Origin of the sequence: Aromatoleum aromaticum EbN1, from assembly GCF_000025965.1 — a bacterium.
Classification (GTDB): domain Bacteria; phylum Pseudomonadota; class Gammaproteobacteria; order Burkholderiales; family Rhodocyclaceae; genus Aromatoleum; species Aromatoleum aromaticum.
This window is the reverse complement of sequence record NC_006513.1, coordinates 1,370,371-1,388,499: the sequence shown is the minus strand read 5'-3', so window position 1 is coordinate 1,388,499 and position 18,129 is coordinate 1,370,371. Positions and strand designations below refer to the sequence as shown.

The following is an 18,129-nucleotide window of genomic DNA, read 5'->3' as shown; positions in this document are numbered from 1 at the left end:
TTTCGTCCTCCTCTCCTCCCCGTCATGCGCGGCATCTTTCCTTTTTACGCGAATCGTCCCTTGCGTGGGACCCCAGCTTGATAAGCGGTACCACTCTGGGCGTCGACCTTCCGGAGGACGACTTGACGATCACGCACTCCGCGGTTGAAGAGTTCGGTACCAGCATCTTCATCAAGTCATGCGCTGCGTGCCGATTTCTTACGTCTTCGATCGTCGGAAACTGCTCCACCAGACTCTTTTCCATTGCTCAGCAAACGGAAAAAAGTAGAAGGGATAGCCGTGCTATCCGCAGGTTTCGCGCAAGTCATCGGTGGTAATCGAGCTTTTTGTTGCCGTCGGATCATGCTATGACATGTAGGCGCAAGTGCCCTGCCGTCAGAGTCCCCCCAGGTCAATCTATTCAAGCTTGGGAAAGGGAAAAATACGGTCTCAATACGGTTGTTCAGCTTGATCGGCGCGGCATGCGTGCCGATCGTTGACCCACGGTATCTCGAAAGAGGCGAGGCCATGGAGTTGCGCCATCTTCGCTGCTTTGAGGTCTTGGCGGAGGAACTGCACTTCACGCGTGCCGCGGAAAGACTGCACATCGAACAATCCCCACTGTCCCGCACCATCAAGGAGCTCGAAGGCGAACTTGGCGTGTTGCTTTTTGATCGAGACCGCCGCGGCACACGACTGACGCAGGCAGGTGAGGTTTTTCTCCAGGATGTGCGGAGGTTGTTCACAACTTTGAAGATGGCCCGTGAAAACGTAAAGGCTGTTTCTTCGGGCTACCTGGGCATTCTTCGCGTCGCCGTCCCCTGTGGCTGCATCGATCCGCGGCTTTCTGCTTTTCTCGCACGCTGTCGCGAGGAGGATCCGGCAGTCGAGATACGTTTGACCGAGGCGCCGCTGGCCGAACAGCTGCGCGGACTGCGATCAGGGGGCTTCAATGTCGGGTTTGGATATACCACTGAGGTCGGGGACGGAATCGTTGCCGAACCGATCTGGACAGACTCGTTGGTCGTAGTCGTATCGACACGGCATCCGTTGCTCGTTCACAAGCAAGTCCCCTTGGAAGATCTGGTACGTTATCCGCTCGTGATGGGCGACCCCCGTCTATTCGGGCAATGCAATTCCGACCTGGACCGATTGCTACGTACCGCGACAGACAGACCCATTGTCGTCGAGCACGTCACCTCGATGGACATGATGCTGATGCTGGCCGCAGCAGGTTATGGCGTTGGATTCGCGAACGCCGCACGAATTGGGGGTTGCCATCGTCCCGACATCGTGACGCGTCCCCTCGCGGCCCCAAACGTCGTCCACACTACCTACCTATTACGGCCGGACAGTAGTGGCACTGCCGCCGCTCCCGCCATACCGCTGGACCGCTTCATGGCGCGTCTACACGCTCAGACGGACAAGTGACGGGCAATGCCTCGCGCCTATTCGCGGGCTAAGTCGTCAGTCCCGAGCGCAGGTTTTTCTCCGTTGCAGCGATCAGATCCGCGGCACTTCTGTTCAGCGCGGCTGCAATTCTGAGGATCAGCGCCAGCGTGGGCATGTGCTCTCCACGCTCGATCTTGCCCATGTGGGAGCGCTCGATTTCTGCCAAGGACGCCAGTTCCTCCTGGGCCATTCCCTGTTCCATCCGTGCAGCACGAACCGCCTGGCCGAAGGCCAACGCAGGCTCAGGTTCGTAGGTGGTCGATCCGACAGGGCGGCCACGCTGGACGGTACGCTTTTGCATCGGCAAAAGCGTCGAATATCGCGACGTGTTTAACCACGTTAAATTTAACTCTTGCTATGATGAACGCTTCTTCTGCGGTCCGGCTTTCATCACGACATGGGAACCACGAGTGCGTCTCGTCAATCGTCGATCCTCACACTCGCCATCTCGGCTGGAGCACTTTCGCCTCGGCTGGCAACCCTGCTTGCCCTGCAACGTGTCGAGGAGCCGGAGACCGTCATCGTGCCGCAGGACGTCGCTTCCGGGGACCTGGTCGATGGCCTCGAAGACGGGACCTACGACATCGGATTGGCGCTGGCGACGAGGCCGACGGACCATGCGTTCAACGTCCAGCTGCTGTGGGTCGATGAACTGGCCTTGGCGGTTCCCTTGCGCTCGCCATTGCTCGTCTATCCTGAGGTGTCACTGGATGCCCTGCTGCACTATCCGTTGTTTCGGTGGTGCCGGTGGGAATGTGATGCGCTGAGCGAGCAGCTTGATGCACTCTTCGGACCTGAAAAGCGCTCTGCCCAGGAGATTGCCTCCTTCGAACTCATGACTGTGCTGGTGGCGGCTGGCTACGGTGTCGGCATTGCGCCTCGATCGTGCGTCGTGCAGGCACGTAGCAGGGGTGTCGCAATGCGCCCACTGGCCAACGGCCCCTATCTCATCAGAACCCAGTTGCTGCAGTCGCCCCAACGATGGACGCCGGCTGTCGAGAGGTTCGCCGAACGGGCGGTGAGGGTCGCGACAGCCGAGTCAGCCTGACCCGAATAGTTGGCGCCCGTTCGTCTGTTCGGCGGCAGTTCATGGATCGCCAGTATGCCGATCAGTCGCTCGCCACGCTTTCCACCGAACCGGTCGCGATTGCGTTTTGAACCATTCGCTGCACGCTCTGCACCACCTGCATGGGGTAGTGCGTTGGAGCCAAGGTTTCAACTTGCTGCGAACACTGCTCTACAACCACGCGCACGGCGATCTTCATGTTCTCGGGCGTCACCGCGTCGACAGGCGAACGATTGCCGAGGGCGTCATGCGGTCGTAGCAGTGCATGATAGATGTCCCAGGTATCTACGCCCCGCGGCGTCTGCCTGAGGATGGCCTGAACCAGCTGACGCTTGAGCGGATCGAGCTGCCACACCGGGACGCGCTGACCCTTGTTCCCCAGTTGGATCGACAGCAGGTTGCCGGTCTGGATCTCGTAGGTGATCCAGCGGCGCGACTTGCCTGCCAGGTTGGCGTAGTCAGCCACCACCAGGTTGTCCGGCCCCTCGAAAATTTCCAGCAGCTTCAGGCGCTCGTGCTGCAAGTCAGAAAGCTTCGGCCGCGCGTACTCGGGCATCTCAACGGCCGACAGGCGCTGCGTTGCGGGCGTTACCGTCGGCACACTCCGCTCGGTGGACGCCACCAGCAGGATGGGCGCGTGCTGGCCCGGAGTCGGCAACGGGGTGGTTTCCTGCCCGGCGATCGTCGGCAAACCCTGCAGGTGGATGGTCAGGTGCATGCTGGCGACCTGCACCTGGTTCTGCTCGAAGAGGTCCAGGCGATCGGCCCAGTCCTGCATCATCACCCGGCGCTGTTCGACGTACTCCGCGTGATTGTAGGTGGCGCTGATGCGGTTGGGGTCGGCGTGCGAGAGCTGGGAATCCACCCAGACCTTCGGATAGCCCAGCTCGTTCAGTGCGGTTGAGATCGTGGCGCGGAGGCCGTGGCCCGTCAGGCGGTCATCGTAGCCGAGGCGCTTGAGGGCAACGTTGACCGTGTTCTCGCTCATGCGGTCGGTGAGGCGCTTGACCCCGGCGAAGAGGTGCTTCTGAACGGGTTTGACGTCTTCGAGCAGGTAGCGGACGATCTCGATGGCCTGGACGGACAGCGGGACGATGTACGGCGGGATGTCGGTGACACGCCTGCGCTTCTTGCGGGTGAGCATCTTGCGCTGCTTGAGCGACATGACGGGGATGATCCACAGCCGGCGGTCCAGATCGAACTGATCTGGCGTGGCCAGGCGCAGTTCGCCCGTTCGGACCCCGGTCAGGAGCAGCAGGCGGATCGCCAGTTGCGTCTTCAGCATGCCGCGGTACTTGCGCAGCGTCTGCAGGAACTCGGGGAGTTCGGCCATGCGCAGGAACGGATTGTGTTCGACCGGCGGCAACGGCACCGCGACCACATGCAGGTCGGTGGCCGGGTGGGTCTCCATGCCCGAGATGACGACCATCGCGTAGTCGAACAACTGCTTGAGCCAGGTACGTACCTTCTCGGCCACCGACAACGAGTTGCGTTTTTCGATGCGGCCGATCACCTCCAGGAGGTGGGGGCGGGTGATCTCGTAGATGGTCAGCCGTTTCAGGAAAGGGAAAACGTCCTTCCTGAAGACGCGGCGGATCTGCTCCAGCGAACTCTGACGGCCCTCCTCGAGGGTGAGCTGGCGGTGTTCCATCCACTTCTCGTAGACCGCCATGAAGGTGTTTTCGCCGGCGAGCCGGATCGCGTGGCGCTTCTGCTTGCGATCGGTGCGCGGATTGATGCCCCTGGCGAGCAGCGAGCGCGCCGCGTCGCGCAGTTCGCGGGCCTCGCGCAGCGACAGTTCGGGGTAGCTGCCCAGGGAGATGCGGGCGCGCTGGCCCATCCAGGTGTAGCGGAAGTGCCACGCCTTGCCGCCGACGGCGGAGATATGGAGGCAGAGACCATCGAAGTCCGCGATGGTGTACAGCTTGCCGGTGGCCTTGGCCTGCCGGACCGTCATGTCTGTGAGCATGTGTCCAACTCCTGAAAAGCGAGTTGGATGCCATGTTCGTTACCGGGCCCGGGCTCCTCCAGCCACAATGCGGAACGAACGCTCTCCGCATTTTGTACCACTTTTTGTACCGCTTTGTACCGGCTGTCAGTGGATTTCGCTGGATGTCACTGGACTGAGAGGATTGCTAAAAAGTCAATCGGGCCAGTAACTTACAACAGTCCTTGGATTTCAGTGGAAGTCCCTGGAAAGTTGAAGTGGAGCGGGCGATGGGAATCGAACCCACGGCTCTAGCTTGGGAAGCTAGGGTATTACCATTATACGACGCCCGCGCTTCAGCCCGATTTGCGCTGAACAGGGCTGCCATTCTAATGGCGGGCGCGGCAGCGCGCAATGCGTGAGTCAGGCGTGCGGCGGGGGCTTCGGGGAAACCGGCGACCGGGCAAGCGCCGGCGGGGGACATGGTAAGATTTCGGTTCATTGCACCCTCGACAGCTTCAGCATGATTGAGCTCATCATCAATGGCAAACCCGAGCGCCTCGACGACGCGCCGACCGTGCTCGCGCTGCTCGAAGCCAGGCAGCTTGCCGGCAAGCGTCTCGCAGTCGAACGCAACGGCGAGATCGTGCCGAAAGGGCAGCATGCGCACACGCTGCTCGCTGACGGCGACCGGCTCGAGATCGTCGTCGCGGTCGGCGGCGGCTGAAGCCTTCGCCGCCCCGGCTGGCGGTCGCTGAGCCGCGCCTTCATCAACCCGATTCCTACAGGCCGAACATGAACGACTCCCTGACGATCGCAGGCAAGTCCTACCGCTCCCGTTTGCTGGTGGGCACCGGAAAATACAAGGATTTCGCCGAGACGCGCGCCGCGATCGATGCGAGCGGCGCCGAGATCGTCACCGTCGCGATCCGCCGCACGAACATCGGCCAGAACGCCGATGAGCCGAACCTGCTCGACGTGCTGCCGCCCGAGCGCTTCACGATCCTGCCGAACACGGCCGGCTGCTACACCGCGGACGACGCGGTGCGCACGCTGCGGCTCGCGCGCGAGCTGCTCGATGGTCACGCGCTGGTCAAGCTCGAAGTGCTCGGCGACCCGGTGAGCCTGTTTCCGAACATGCCTGAGACGCTGAAGGCGGCCGAAACCCTCGTCAAGGACGGTTTCCAGGTGATGGTGTACTGCGCCGACGACCCGATCCAGGCGAAGATGCTCGAGGACATCGGCTGTGTCGCGGTGATGCCGCTGGCGTCCCTGATCGGCTCCGGCATGGGCATCCTGAATCCGTGGAACCTGCGGCTGATCATCGACCAGGCGAACGTGCCGGTCCTCGTCGATGCCGGCGTCGGTACCGCATCCGACGCGGCGATCGCGATGGAGCTCGGCTGCGACGGCGTGCTGATGAATACTGCGATCGCGCACGCGAAGGACCCCGTGCTGATGGCGTCGGCGATGAAGAAGGCGGTCGAGGCCGGGCGCGAGGCGTTTCTTGCCGGACGCATGCCGCGCAAGCATTATTCGGCCGATCCGAGCTCGCCGACGAGCGGTCTGATCGGTTCCTGAACGAACGTCGCGCGCGCCGCCTGCAAGCTGGACCGCGCGCGTCGACCCTTTTCGCCGTGCCGGCACGCGCGCCGGTATGGATTCGCACGACGTTACGATCCCCGACGATGACTTTTCCCTCCCACAACCCGCCGGAAACCGGGCATCCGTCCGCAGCTCCGGACGAAGCGCTCCCGGCCGCGGAAGCCCCTGTGCCGGGCGACCCGGAAGCGCGTTTTTCGAGCCGCTCGATCCGCAGCTTCGTGCTGCGCCAGGGACGCATGTCGGTCGCGCAGCAGCGCCACCTCGACGAGACGCTGCCGAAAGTCGGCATTCCCTACCGCGTCGCGCCGCTCGATCTCGACGCGGCGTTCGGACGGGCGGCGCCGAAAATCGTCGAAATCGGTTTCGGCATGGGCGAGACGACCGCGAAAATCGCCGCTGCGCTGCCCGACAAGGATTTCCTCACGATCGAAGTGCACGGGCCGGGAGTCGGCAGCCTGTGCAAGCTGATCGCCGAAGGCGTGCTCGACAACGTGCGGATCGTCCAGCATGACGCGGTCGAAGTGCTGCGCGACATGATCCCCGAGCGGGCGCTGGCCGGTGTCCATGTGTTCTTTCCCGACCCGTGGCACAAGAAGCGTCATCACAAGCGGCGCATCATCCAGCCCGACTTCGTCGCGCTGATCGCATCCCGGCTCGCGCCCGGCGCTTACCTGCACTGCGCGACCGACTGGGAGGAATACGCTCAATGGATGCTCGAAGTGCTCGCCGCCGAGCCGGCGCTGGAGAATACTGCCGATGGCTACGCCCCGCGTCCCGCCTACCGCCCCCTGACGAAATTCGAAAACCGCGGCCTGAAGCTCGGGCACGGCGTCTGGGACCTGGTGTTCAGGCGGCGCGGTTGAGCGAAGCGCGCGTCGAAGGGAGATCTGAACGATGGTGAAACGCATCTTTGCCTTTTTCGGCGCGGTTCTCGCGGGATTCTGGCGCACGATCGATGTGCTGCGGCGCGTGGTCCTCAATGCGGTATTCCTGCTGTTGCTCGCCTTTGTCGTGGTGCTGCTGTGGCGCGCGCTGCCCGCGGTGCCGGACGGCGCGGCGCTGGTACTGCGCCCGGCCGGTCCGCTCGTCGAGCAGAAGACGTTCGAGACGCCGCTCGATTTGTTGCGCAATGGCGGTGTCGCGCCTTCCCAAACCGTGCTGCACGATCTGCTCGAAGCGGTGGAGGCGGCGCGCGACGACACGCGGATCAAGGCGCTCGTCATCGAAACCGACCGGCTCGGCCCGACCGGCCTGTCGAAACTCGCCGAGCTGCGCGCCGCGATCGTCGCTTTCCGGCAGAGCGGAAAACCGGTATTCGCCCGTGGCGAGCGCTTCACGCAGGGGCAGTACTACCTCGCCAGCGCTGCCGACGAAGTCCATGTCGGACCCGACGGCTTCGTGCTGCTGCAAGGGCTCGCGCGCTACATCAGCTATTTCGCCGAGGCGCTCGACAAGCTCGGCGTCAAAATGCATGTGTTTCGCGTCGGCGAATACAAGGCGTTCAGCGAGCCTTTCACGCGCAACGACATGTCGGAGGCGGACCGCGAAGCGTCGCGCGATCTGCTCGAAGGGCTGTGGACCGGTGTGCGCGAGGATCTCATCGCGAGCCGCCGCCTCGCCCCCGAGAAGCTCGACGCTTACGTCAACGCTTACCCCGCCGCGCTCGCGGCGACCGGTGGCGATGCGGTGAGCGCGGCGCGCGATGCCGGCCTGATCGATCGCGCGAGCACGCGCGACGAGTGGCGCGAGCTGCTCAAGGCGCGCGTCGGCGCAAGCGAGGACGGCAAGGATTTCCGCCGCGTCGAGGCTGACGACTATCTCGCCGTGGTGCGCGCCACGCGGCCGGAGCAGGACGATCACGTCGCAGTGCTGGTCGCGCAGGGGGCAATCATCGACGGCAGCGACACGCAGTCGGCAGTCGGCGGCGACAGCCTTGCGCACCTGATCCGCATGGCGCGCGAAGACGAGCGGGTGAAGGCGCTGGTGCTGCGCGTCGACAGCCCCGGCGGCAGCGCGTGGGCGTCGGAAGTGATCCGGCGCGAGCTCGAACTGACGCGCGAGGCGGGCAAGCCGGTTGTCGCGTCGATGAGTTCGGTCGCCGCGTCCGGCGGTTACTGGATCGCGACCGGGGCTGAAGAGATTTTTGCAAGCCCTGCTTCGCTGACCGGGTCGATCGGCATTTTCGCGCTGTTCCCGGAGCTCGCCGGAGCGCTCGACAAGCTCGGCGTGAATACTGACGGCGTCGCGACCGGTCCTCTCGCCGGCGCCTTCGATCCGCGCCGCCCGCTCGAACCGGCAGCGGCGAAGACGATCCAGCTCGGCATCGAACACGGTTATCGGCGCTTCCTCGAAACCGTCGCCAAGGCGCGCGACATGAGCGCCACCGAAGTCGATACGGTCGCGCGCGGGCGCGTCTGGACCGGCGAGGCGGCGACCAAGCTCGGCCTCGTCGACCAGCTCGGCGGCCTGGAGGCGGCGGTCGCGGCGGCAGCGTCTCGCGCCGGCCTGAAGCGCTACGAGACGGTCTGGCCGAGAGCGGACGTCGGCCCCGGCCAGCGGCTCCTGCAGCGCTTCGTCGCCGCGCTGGCGCCCGTCGGCGGTCTTTCAGTTCTTTCAGGTCTTCCCGCGTCGCCGCTCGCCGTCGTCATCGGCGGTCTGCAGCAGGATGCCAATGAGCTGCTACGCTGGAATGATCCGCGCCACCTTTACACGCATTGCCTTTGCGAAGCGCTTTAGCCGAGGATGATCCATGCCGAATCCCGATTTGCCCCGCGCTGCCGTGCTGTCGCCGCGCTGCGCCCTGGTTGCCGTGCTGTTGCCGCTGCTGCTCGCCGCGTGTGCCGGCACACGCGACACGCCCCGCGAGCCGGAACTGCCGGCGACCCGCGTCGGGCCGGATCAGCAGCTGTATTTCGAGCTCGCGAGCGGCAACTACGACTGCGAACTGGGCGTCAAGGTGCGCGTCAGCCGCGACCTGCGCGACGCCAATCGTCTCGAGCTGGGCTGGGCGGGGCGCTCGTTCGACCTGCAGCGCGACGTGTCGTCGTCCGGCCTGCCGCGCTTCGAGGCGCGCGACGCGGGACTGGTGTGGATCGACCTGCCGTGGAAGAGCATGCTGCTCGATTCGCGCGAGGACCGGCCGCTCGCGACGGAGTGCCGCCCGGCGTGACCTCCGGCGGGCACGGCGCGGTCCTGAGAGACTCGCTCAGTCGCGCAGGAACAGTGTCAGCAGATCGTTGAGGAAATGCCGTCCGCGTTCAGTCGGACGGATGAGCTCCGGCGTGACCTCGACCAACCCTTGCTCGCGCGCCGCCTTCAGTTCGTCCTCGATCACCGCGAGCGGCAGGCCGGTGCGCTCGGCGAACAGCCGGCGCGGGACGCCGCCGCTCAGGCGCAGCGCATTCATCATGAATTCGAACGGCAGCTCGGTGACGCCGATCGTGCGACGTTCCTGCACGAACTCGCGGCTCTTCGCCGCGTCGAGATAGCGCCCGGGATGCTTGTGGCGCATCTCGCGCACGATGCCCTCGAAGCTCGACAGCTTGCCGTGCGCGCCTGCGCCGATGCCGAGGTAGTCACCGAACGTCCAGTAATTGAGATTGTGGCGGCATTCCTCGCCGGGCCGGGCGAACGCCGACGTCTCGTAGTGGCGGAATCCCGCGCCGCCGAGGCGCGCTTCGATCGCATCTTGCATGTCGGCCGCAGTATCGGTATCGGGCAGCGGCGGCGGGGCGTGGTGGAAAGGCGTGTTCGGCTCGAGCGTCAGCTGGTAGCACGACAGATGGGTCGCGCCGGTCGCGAGCGCAGTGTCGAGATCGGCGAGTGCCTGCTCCGGCGTCTGCTCCGGCAGCGCGTACATCAGGTCGAGGTTCACGCGATCGAAGTTCGCCAGCGCAGTGTCGATCGCGACGCGCGCTTCCCGCCCGTCGTGAATGCGCCCCAGGCGCACAAGCTGCGCGTCGTCGAAACTCTGGATGCCGAGCGACAGGCGGTTCACGCCGGCAGCGCAGTAATCGCGGAAGCGGCCCGCCTCGACGGTGCCGGGATTGGCTTCGAGCGTGATTTCGGCCAGCGGGTCGAGCTGCAGCAGCATGCGCACGCCGGTCAGCAGGCGGTCGAGCGCCGCGGCCGACATCAGGCTCGGCGTGCCCCCGCCGATGAACACCGACAGCACGCGCCGTCCCCACACCTGCGGCAAGGCGGTCTCGATGTCGGCGAGCAGCGCGTCGATGTAGGCCTGCTCCGGGATCTCGCCCGGCCCGCCGCGCGACGCGTGCGAGTTGAAGTCGCAGTACGGGCACTTCTTCACGCACCACGGGTAATGCACGTACAGCGCGAGCGGCGGCGACGCCGTCAGTTGCGCCCGCTCCGGCAGCGGTCCGGCAGCGGCTGGAGCGGGCGCGAGGGGGATGACGCGATGGCGGGTCACAGCGGTGCGGTGGACAGGCGGGCCAGCAGGTGGCGCATCGCCGCGCCACGGTGGCTGAGCGTGTTCTTCAGCTGCGCGTCGAGCTCGGCAGCAGTCTGGCCGAGCTCGGGGAGGAAGAACAGCGGATCGTAGCCGAAGCCGTTGGCGCCGCGCGGCGCGTAAAGGATCGTGCCGTGCCACTCGCCGTCGGCGATCAGCGGGCGCGGATCATCGGCATGGCGCACCAGTGCCACAACAGAGTAGAAGAATGCGCGCCGGTCGGCGCTGCCCGCGAGCCGCTCGACGAGCAGCGCATTGTTGCGCGCGTCGGACTTCGGTTCGCCGGCAAAGCGCGCCGACTGCACGCCCGGTGCGCCGCCGAGCGCCGCGACGCACAGCCCGGAGTCGTCGGCGACCGCCGGCAGCCCGCTCAACGCGGCAGCGTGGCGCGCCTTCGCGAGCGCGTTCTCGACGAACGTCGGGTGCGGCTCGTCGGCTTCCGGAATGTCGAACGCCGACTGCGGCAGCACTTCGATGCCGAGCGGCGCGAGCAGCGTCGTCATCTCGACGGCTTTCTTGGCGTTGTTGCTGGCGAGAACGAGTCGGGCCGTCATGATTTCAGTTCCGGTCGATCGCCGCTTTCTGCGCTTCGACGAGCCGGCGGATGCCGGACTCGGCAAGCTCCAGCAGCGCGTTGAGCTCGGCGCGGGAGAACGTCGCGCCTTCGGCAGTGCCCTGCACTTCGACGAACCCCCCCGCGCCCGTCATGACGACGTTCATGTCGGTATCGCAGCCCGAATCCTCGGCATAGTCGAGATCGAGCACCGGCACGCCCTGGAACATGCCGACCGACACTGCGGCGACGAACTCGCGCAGCGGGCTGTACGGCAGCTTGCCCTCGGTGACGAGTTTGCGGAACGCGTCGTGGACCGCGACGCAGGCGCCGGTGATCGCGGCGGTGCGGGTGCCGCCGTCGGCCTGCAGCACGTCGCAGTCGATGACGATCTGGCGTTCGCCGAGCGCGCTGAGATCGACCACCGCGCGCAGGCTGCGGCCGATCAGGCGCTGGATTTCCTGCGTGCGCCCGCTCTGCTTGCCCTTGGCCGCTTCGCGCGCGCTGCGCGTGTGGGTGGCGCGCGGCAGCATGCCGTATTCGGCGGTCAGCCAGCCCTGGCCGCGGCCGCGCAGGAACGGCGGCACGGTGTCCTCGACGCTGGCGGTGCACAGCACGCGCGTGGCGCCGAATTCGACGAGCACCGAGCCTTCGGCGTGGCAGGTGAAGTTGCGGGTGATCATGACCGCGCGCAGTTGGTCGGGGCGGCGTTGGCTGGGACGCATGAAGGATTCCTATCTGCTGTACTTGTGAATGGCGTGGTTGATTTCGGCGATCGCTTTCTCGATCTCGTCGTCGCTGATGTCGCCGGCGGCGGTCGGTGCGCGCGCGTGTCCGAAGACGTTGAGCTGCGTCGTGACCCGGTCGAGCGCCCTCGTCTGCGTCGCTTCCATGTCGTCGTGCGCCGCGCCGCTCTCGTCGTGCCAGCACATCGCGATCATCGACAGGTTGTCGCAGCCGGGGCCGACGAGCTGCTCGGCGCGGTCCAGCAGCTTCGGCACGGCGTGCATGACATTGGTTCCGGCGAGCCCGTCGACGACGCCCTGGTCGCGCACCGGGCCCCACACGCCGTCGGTGCATAGCGCGAGGATGTCGCCGTCGCACAGCGGCGTCGGCATCGACAGTTCGACCTGCGGCGTCCGCGTGCCGCCCAGGCAGCTGTAGATGCGATTGCGCTCGGGATGGTGCGCGGCCGCTTCGTCGTCGAGCAGGCCCTGGTCGATCATCAGCTGCACGCGCGAATGATCGCGCGTGCGCACGGCGACACGACCGTCCCGCAGCAGGTAGAGGCGCGAGTCGCCGGCGTGCGCCCAGTGCGCGAGGCCGTCCTGGACCACGCAGGCGACGATTGTCGTGCGCGGCGTGTCGTCGAGGTCCTTGTCGAACGCGTGGTCGACGATCGCGGTGTGTGCGTTCATCAGCACGCGCGACAGGAAGCGCCCCGGCTCGGCAAGCGTCGGGGTCGCTTCGCGCCGGAACGCTTCGGTGACGGACTGAACGGCCAGCTGCGCCGCAATCTCGCCATGCCGGTGCCCGCCCATGCCGTCGGCGATCACCATCAGCAGTGCGTCGCGCGAGTAACAGTATGCGAGACGGTCCTGGTTGCTTTTGCGCCGGCCGATGCGGCTTTCCTGGTAGATCGTGAATTTCATCGCGGGCCTCTCAAGTGCGGCCGATAAACGATTTGATGCGCGCACCCAGTTCGCCGAACAGGGTGGCCGGAACTGCGTCATCGCCCCTGTGCATCAGCGCCTTCTGCAGCGAATAGACGCTCTGCGGCCGCTCGAGCGGGTCGAGCTTCAGGCACCAGTCGATCGTCTGCAGCAACTGCGCGGAATAGCGCGGGGCATACGCCCTGCTCGCCGGAACGAAAGTGTCGCGCCGGCTGCGCTCGTCCGAGCGCGGCGGCGCGGCCCCGGCGACGCATGCGTACAGGCTTGCGCCGACACTGTAGATGTCGCTCCACGGCCCCAGCGCGTCGCGGTTCGTGAACTGCTCGGGGGATGCGAAGCCGGGCGTATACATCGGTCTGAGCATCGGCTGGCCGGCCAGCAGGGTCTGGCGTGCGGCGCCGAAGTCGAGCAGCACCGGCGTGCCGTCGTTGCGCAGATAGACGTTCGAGGGCTTGATGTCGAGGTGCAGCAGCTTGTGCGAGTGGACTTCGCGCAGGCCGTTGAGCATGCGTGCGAAAACGGCCCGGATGAAAGTCTCGCGCACGCCGTCGCGGTGCCTGTGGATATAGTCGTGCAGCGTGCGGCCGCGCTCGAACTCCATCACCATGTACACTGTGCCGTTGGCGCGAAAGAAATTGAGCACCCGGACGACGTTCGGATGCATCAGCTTCGCGAGCGAACGACCTTCCTCGAAGAAGCATTTCATGCCGTAGCGGAAGACCGGGCGGTTCTCTGCCGTGACCTGCGGTTCGAATTCGCCGTCCTGGCGCAGCGCGAGAGAATTCGGCAGGTATTCCTTGATCGCCACTGCCGTGCCGTGGCGATCACGGGCGAGATAGACAATCGAAAAACCGCCGACGGAAAGCTGCCGCTCTATTTGGTACTGGTCCAGCTGGAAGCCGGAGGGCAGAGGGCAGTTGGCTGGAGGCGGCATTGACAGGGGGAGAGCCGGAGCCGGCTTTCCGCGGAATTTTCTTGATTAGGCCTGCAGTGTAAAGGATCGCGGCAGGTTCCCGGAGACACTTCATGATCCACAGTATGACCGGTTTCGCTGCACAGACGCGGGACCTCGGGCCAGTGAGCCTGCATATCGAACTGCGCAGCGTCAATTCACGCTACCTCGATCTGTTCTTCCGCATCGGCGACGAACTGCGTCAGGCCGAACCGGCGCTGCGCGAGCGGATCACGGCGAAACTCACGCGTGGCAAGGTCGAATGCCGCCTCAACCTGCAGACGAACGGTGCCGCCCCGCGCAGCCTCGCGCTGAACACTGCGCTGCTCGACCAGCTGCGTGCCGCCGAACAGCTCGTGCGCGAACGCCTGCCGCAGGCCGGGTGCCTGTCGGTCAATGAAGTGCTGCGCTGGCCCGGCATGCTCGCCGACGACGGCGTGAGCTTCGAGCAGCTGCAGCCGGCGCTGCTCGAACTCGCGCAGGCCGCGCTCGACGAACTCGCCGCGACGCGCCGGCGCGAAGGCGGCAAGCTCGCCGCGATGATCCGCGAGCGGCTCGTCCGCCTGCGTGAACTGGTCGCCCAGGCCGAGCCCCGCGTGCCCGTGATCGTCACCGAATACCAGGAGCGGCTCGCGACGCGGCTGCGCGATGCGGTCGCCTCGCTCGACGAGGACCGCATCCGCCAGGAAGTCGCGCTGTTCGCCCACCGCATCGACGTCGCCGAGGAACTGTCGCGCCTCAGCACTCATCTCGACGAAGTCGAACGCATCCTCGCTGCCGGCGGCGCAGCAGGAAAACGACTCGACTTCCTGATGCAGGAGCTGAACCGCGAAGCGAACACCCTGGCCTCGAAATCCGCCGCCACCGACGTCACCGGTATCGCGATGGAAATGAAAGTGCTGATCGAGCAGATGCGGGAGCAGGTGCAAAACATTGAATGACGTTTTGCACCGTCTCGGCACGTTGCAATAGTCGACGAAACCCGCGCAGCTAGCGGGTTTTGTTGTTTCCGGTCGCAGCGCGTCGTGAGAATTCCGGGAAAGGGCGGCCACCACCCCCCGCCACTGTCATTCGAAGTCCGAAAGCAGGCCTTGACTCCCGATCGATGAAACGTATGATTAAAACGATCGTTTGAATGGGCTGCCGTGATGACCCTGCCTGCGAAGTCTCCCGCCGCGCCGGAAACGCGCCACCGCATCCTCGATGCCGCCGAAGTCCTGTTCGTCGAACACGGCTTCGAGGCGACGTCGATGCGGATGATCACGGGGGCGGCGCGTGCGAACCTCGCGGCGGTGAATTACCACTTCGGCAGCAAGGATGCGCTGATCCAGGAAGTGTTCCGCCGCCGCCTCACCGAGCTGAACCGCCAGCGGCTCGCGGCGCTCGACCGGCTCGAGGCCGACGCCGGGGGCGCGGCGCTGAAACCGAGCCGCATCGTCGAAGCCTACTTCGGCCCCGCGCTGCAGCTCGCAGCCGATACCGAACACGGCGGCCACACGTTCATGCGCCTGCTCGGGCGCACCTACACCGAGCCGAACGCGTTCATCCGCAAGTTTCTCGCCGAGGAGTATGCGGGCGTGCTCGAGCGCTTTCGCGCCGCGCTGTACCGGGCGCTGCCCGATGTGCCGCGCGAGGAGATCCTGTGGCGCTTCCACTTCATGATGGGCGCGATGTCGTACGCGCTCGCCGGCACCGACGGTTTGCAGCTTTTCGCCGGCTGCTTCGACGACGCGGACCCGGGACGGCTGATGCCGCGGCTGATGTCCTTCCTGCTCGGCGGCCTGCGCGCGCCGCTGCCGGGGTTCGAGCAGGCCTGCGACGAGCAGCCGGGGCGCGCTGCCGCGTGAAGAGCGGAACACGCTCCCCGCACCCGCGCCTCCGATCCGGAATGCGGCGGACGACCGCAGCGCGAAGCGAGGCGCGAGCGGATCGCCGGACTGCATAGTGAGGAGACAACAATGACGTGGCTGCTGATCGCTTTTCTCCCTGTCATGGGGGGCATTCTCGCCTACCGGCGGGCGGGGTTTCCGGTCTGGGCGGCCGTCGGCTTCCTGTGGCTGGTGCTCTTCGGCGCGGCGGCCGGGTGGCCGACCGCCGCGAGGGTCACCGTGCTCGTCCTCTACGCGGCGCTCGCCGGCGTGTTCCTGCTCCGCCCGCTGCGGCGCAGGCTCGTGACGGCGCGCATCTTCACCGCTTTCCGCCGTGCGCTGCCGTCGATGTCGCAGACCGAGAAGGACGCGCTCGAAGCCGGCAGCGTGTGGTGGGAAGGCGAGCTCTTCGCCGGCAAGCCGGACTGGGCGAAGCTGCTCGCGTATCCGTGGCCGACGCTCACCGCCGAGGAGCGTGCGTTCCTCGACAACGAGACGGGCGAGCTGTGCCGCCTCACCGACGACTGGGCGGCGACGCAGCGCCAGGACTTGTCGCCCGAAGTGTGGCGCTACATCAGGGAGCGCGGCTTTCTCGGCATGATCATCCCGAAGGAATACGGCGGGAAAGGCTTCTCGGCGTTCGCCCATTCGCAGGTCATCACGAAGCTGTCGACGCGCTCGTCGGCGCCGGCCGTCACGGTGATGGTGCCGAACTCGCTCGGACCCGCCGAGCTGCTGCTGCATTACGGCACGCCGGAGCAGAAAGCGCATTTCCTGCCGCGGCTCGCCGCCGGCGTCGACATCCCGGCGTTCGCGCTGACGAGCCCGTGGGCCGGCTCGGACGCGGCATCGATCCCCGATTCCGGCGTCGTCTGCAAAGGCATGTGGCAGGGACGCGAGGTGCTCGGCATGCGCGTGACGTTCGACAAGCGCTACATCACGCTCGCGCCGGTCTGCACTGTGTTCGGGCTCGCGTTCCGCCTGTACGACCCGGACGGCCTGCTCGGCGCGGACGCGGACCTCGGCATCACCTGCGCGCTCGTGCCGGCCGAGCACCCGGGCGTCGATATCGGCCGGCGCCACCTGCCGCTCAATGCGGTGTGGATGAACGGGCCGGTGCGCGGGCGCGACGTGTTCATGCCGCTCGATTTCATCATCGGCGGCCCGCAGATGGCCGGCCAGGGCTGGCGGATGCTGATGGAGTGCCTCGCGGCGGGACGTTCGATCTCGCTGCCGGGCTCGAACACCGGCATGCAGAAAATGACCGCGCGCGCGGTCGGCGCGTATGCCCGCGTGCGCCACCAGTTCAAGACTGCGATCGGCCGCTTCGAAGGCGTCGAGGAGGCGCTGACGCGCATCGGCGCGAACACTTACCTGTCCGATGCGGCGCGGATCATGACGGCGGGCGCGATCGATCTCGGCGAGAAGCCGTCGGTGGTGTCGGCGATCGTCAAGTACCACGTCACCGAGCGCGCGCGCCAGACGGTCAATGACGGCATGGACGTCATCGGCGGCAAGGGCATCTGCCTCGGGCCGCAGAACTTCCTCGGCCGCGCCTACCAGCAGGTCCCGATCGGCATCACCGTCGAAGGCGCGAACATCCTGACGCGCAGCCTGATCCTGTTCGGCCAGGGCGCGATCCGCTGTCATCCTTACGTCCTCGACGAGATGCACGCGGCGCAGAAAGGCGACCTCGCCGCGTTCGACCGCGCGTTCTGGGGGCACGTCGGCTACACGCTGTCGTCGGCGGTGCGCGCGCTGGTGATGGGACTCACCGGCTCGCATTTCGTCGCCGTGCCGCAGCACGTCGCGCCCGAGACGCGCCGTTACTACCAGCAGCTGACGCGCTTCTCGGCGGCGTTCGCGTTCCTCGCGGACATCTCGATGGGGACGATGGGCGGCGCGTTGAAGCGCAAGGAAAAGCTCTCCGCGCGGCTCGGCGACATCCTGTCGCTGATGTATCTCGCGTCGGCAGTGCTGCGGCGCTTCGAAGCCGAAGGGCGTCAGGTGACGGATGCGCCGCTGATGCACTGGGCGATCTGGGACTGCATGTTCCGCGCCCAGAACGCGTTCGAAGGCGTCATCGCGAACTTCCCGAACCGGTTCTTCGCAGCGGTGCTGCGCCGGCTCGTCGTGTTCCCGCTCGGGCGGCCGTACGTCGTGCCGTCCGACGCGCTCGGCCACGAAGTCGCGAAGCTGCTGATCGAGCCGTCGCCGACGCGCGACCGGTTGACTGCCGACGTGTATGTGCCGGACGACCTCGACGAGCCGGCCGCGGCGCTCGAAGCGGCGCTCGCCGCGACGATCGCAGCCGAGCCGGTCGAAGCGAAGCTGAAAGAGGCGCGCCGCCAGGGGCGCTTCGACCCGGGCCTGGCCGTCGGCGGCGGCGTCGATGCGGTGTGGCGGCGCGCTCTCGAAGCCGGTGTCATCAGCGACGCCGAATTCGCGCTCGTCGAACGGCGCAACGTGCTGCGCGACAAGGTCATCCGCGTCGACGATTTCCCGTACGACTTCGGCTTGCGCGAAGCGCTTGCCGAAGTCGGGCCGAACGATTCGCGCCCGCTGCACGCGGTCGCCTGAGGAGCC

General features: G+C 66.2%; 17 protein-coding genes and 1 tRNA gene. 10 read left to right on the top strand and 8 right to left on the bottom strand.

Going from position 1 to position 18,129, the window contains the following annotated elements:
• Positions 1 to 507: 507 nt before the first annotated feature.
• The gene (locus EBN1_RS06570; protein ID WP_011237145.1) at positions 508 to 1,410 is read left to right on the top strand and encodes a LysR family transcriptional regulator; all 903 of its coding nucleotides are present in this window, start codon (positions 508 to 510) and stop codon (positions 1,408 to 1,410) included.
• Between the two features lie 28 nt (positions 1,411 to 1,438).
• Here EBN1_RS06570 and EBN1_RS06565 read toward each other — a convergent pair whose 3' ends face one another.
• Complete coding sequence (locus EBN1_RS06565; protein ID WP_011237144.1) at positions 1,439 to 1,732, bottom strand: helix-turn-helix domain-containing protein; 294 nt, start codon at positions 1,730 to 1,732, stop codon at positions 1,439 to 1,441.
• A gap of 96 nt (positions 1,733 to 1,828) precedes the next feature.
• Between EBN1_RS06565 and EBN1_RS06560 the strand changes: the two genes are divergently transcribed.
• Positions 1,829 to 2,479 carry a LysR family substrate-binding domain-containing protein gene (locus EBN1_RS06560; RefSeq protein ID WP_011237143.1) on the top strand — a complete coding sequence of 217 codons (651 nt, stop codon included), beginning with the start codon at positions 1,829 to 1,831 and terminating at the stop codon, positions 2,477 to 2,479.
• A 61-nt stretch (positions 2,480 to 2,540) separates the two neighbouring features.
• Here EBN1_RS06560 and EBN1_RS06555 read toward each other — a convergent pair whose 3' ends face one another.
• Both EBN1_RS06555 and EBN1_RS06550 read right to left on the bottom strand, forming a co-directional pair.
• Positions 2,541 to 4,466 (bottom strand): tyrosine-type recombinase/integrase, encoded by a 1,926-nt coding sequence (locus EBN1_RS06555; RefSeq protein WP_011237142.1) that lies wholly within the window; start codon positions 4,464 to 4,466, stop codon positions 2,541 to 2,543.
• A 237-nt stretch (positions 4,467 to 4,703) separates the two neighbouring features.
• Positions 4,704 to 4,777, bottom strand: a tRNA-Gly gene (locus tag EBN1_RS06550).
• A gap of 170 nt (positions 4,778 to 4,947) precedes the next feature.
• Between EBN1_RS06550 and thiS the strand changes: the two genes are divergently transcribed.
• The 5 genes from thiS (at position 4,948) to EBN1_RS06525 (ending at position 9,198) form a co-directional block, all read left to right on the top strand.
• Positions 4,948 to 5,151 carry a sulfur carrier protein ThiS gene (gene thiS / locus EBN1_RS06545; protein WP_041645926.1) on the top strand — a complete coding sequence of 68 codons (204 nt, stop codon included), beginning with the start codon at positions 4,948 to 4,950 and terminating at the stop codon, positions 5,149 to 5,151.
• 68 nt (positions 5,152 to 5,219) lie between these two features.
• Positions 5,220 to 6,005 carry a thiazole synthase gene (locus EBN1_RS06540; protein WP_011237141.1) on the top strand — a complete coding sequence of 262 codons (786 nt, stop codon included), beginning with the start codon at positions 5,220 to 5,222 and terminating at the stop codon, positions 6,003 to 6,005.
• A 107-nt stretch (positions 6,006 to 6,112) separates the two neighbouring features.
• The gene (gene trmB, locus EBN1_RS06535; protein ID WP_011237140.1) at positions 6,113 to 6,892 is read left to right on the top strand and encodes a tRNA (guanosine(46)-N7)-methyltransferase TrmB; all 780 of its coding nucleotides are present in this window, start codon (positions 6,113 to 6,115) and stop codon (positions 6,890 to 6,892) included.
• A 31-nt stretch (positions 6,893 to 6,923) separates the two neighbouring features.
• Complete coding sequence (gene sppA / locus EBN1_RS06530) at positions 6,924 to 8,765, top strand: signal peptide peptidase SppA (RefSeq protein ID WP_011237139.1); 1,842 nt, start codon at positions 6,924 to 6,926, stop codon at positions 8,763 to 8,765.
• Positions 8,766 to 8,778: 13 nt separating this feature from the next.
• Positions 8,779 to 9,198 (top strand): hypothetical protein, encoded by a 420-nt coding sequence (locus EBN1_RS06525; RefSeq protein WP_049780207.1) that lies wholly within the window; start codon positions 8,779 to 8,781, stop codon positions 9,196 to 9,198.
• Positions 9,199 to 9,234: 36 nt separating this feature from the next.
• Here the strand turns inward: EBN1_RS06525 and hemW are convergent, their stop codons facing one another.
• From hemW to EBN1_RS06500, 5 genes are read right to left on the bottom strand one after another with little or no spacing between them, the layout of a single operon-like run.
• Entirely contained in the window at positions 9,235 to 10,458 is a 1,224-nt protein-coding gene (hemW, locus tag EBN1_RS06520; protein ID WP_011237138.1) for a radical SAM family heme chaperone HemW, read from the bottom strand.
• Positions 10,455 to 11,051, bottom strand: a complete 597-nt coding sequence (gene rdgB, locus EBN1_RS06515) for an RdgB/HAM1 family non-canonical purine NTP pyrophosphatase (protein ID WP_011237137.1) — start codon at positions 11,049 to 11,051, stop codon at positions 10,455 to 10,457. The genes hemW and rdgB overlap by 4 nt, the downstream gene beginning before the upstream one ends.
• 4 nt (positions 11,052 to 11,055) lie before the next feature.
• Positions 11,056 to 11,775, bottom strand: a complete 720-nt coding sequence (gene rph / locus EBN1_RS06510; RefSeq protein ID WP_011237136.1) for a ribonuclease PH — start codon at positions 11,773 to 11,775, stop codon at positions 11,056 to 11,058.
• 9 nt (positions 11,776 to 11,784) lie between these two features.
• Positions 11,785 to 12,702 carry a PP2C family protein-serine/threonine phosphatase gene (locus tag EBN1_RS06505; protein WP_011237135.1) on the bottom strand — a complete coding sequence of 306 codons (918 nt, stop codon included), beginning with the start codon at positions 12,700 to 12,702 and terminating at the stop codon, positions 11,785 to 11,787.
• Between the two features lie 10 nt (positions 12,703 to 12,712).
• Positions 12,713 to 13,657, bottom strand: coding sequence for a serine/threonine protein kinase (locus tag EBN1_RS06500; RefSeq protein ID WP_041645924.1), 945 nt, complete (start codon positions 13,655 to 13,657; stop codon positions 12,713 to 12,715).
• A 92-nt stretch (positions 13,658 to 13,749) separates the two neighbouring features.
• Here EBN1_RS06500 and EBN1_RS06495 point away from each other — a divergent pair, with 92 nt between their 5' ends.
• The 3 genes from EBN1_RS06495 (at position 13,750) to EBN1_RS06485 (ending at position 18,123) form a co-directional block, all read left to right on the top strand.
• The gene (locus EBN1_RS06495; protein WP_011237133.1) at positions 13,750 to 14,616 is read left to right on the top strand and encodes a YicC/YloC family endoribonuclease; all 867 of its coding nucleotides are present in this window, start codon (positions 13,750 to 13,752) and stop codon (positions 14,614 to 14,616) included.
• 207 nt (positions 14,617 to 14,823) lie between these two features.
• Entirely contained in the window at positions 14,824 to 15,522 is a 699-nt protein-coding gene (locus EBN1_RS06490) for a TetR/AcrR family transcriptional regulator (RefSeq protein WP_041645922.1), read from the top strand.
• Between the two features lie 111 nt (positions 15,523 to 15,633).
• A complete protein-coding gene (locus tag EBN1_RS06485) occupies positions 15,634 to 18,123 on the top strand; it encodes an acyl-CoA dehydrogenase (protein ID WP_011237131.1) in 2,490 nt (829 codons plus the stop codon).
• The last annotated feature ends 6 nt before the right edge of the window (positions 18,124 to 18,129 follow it).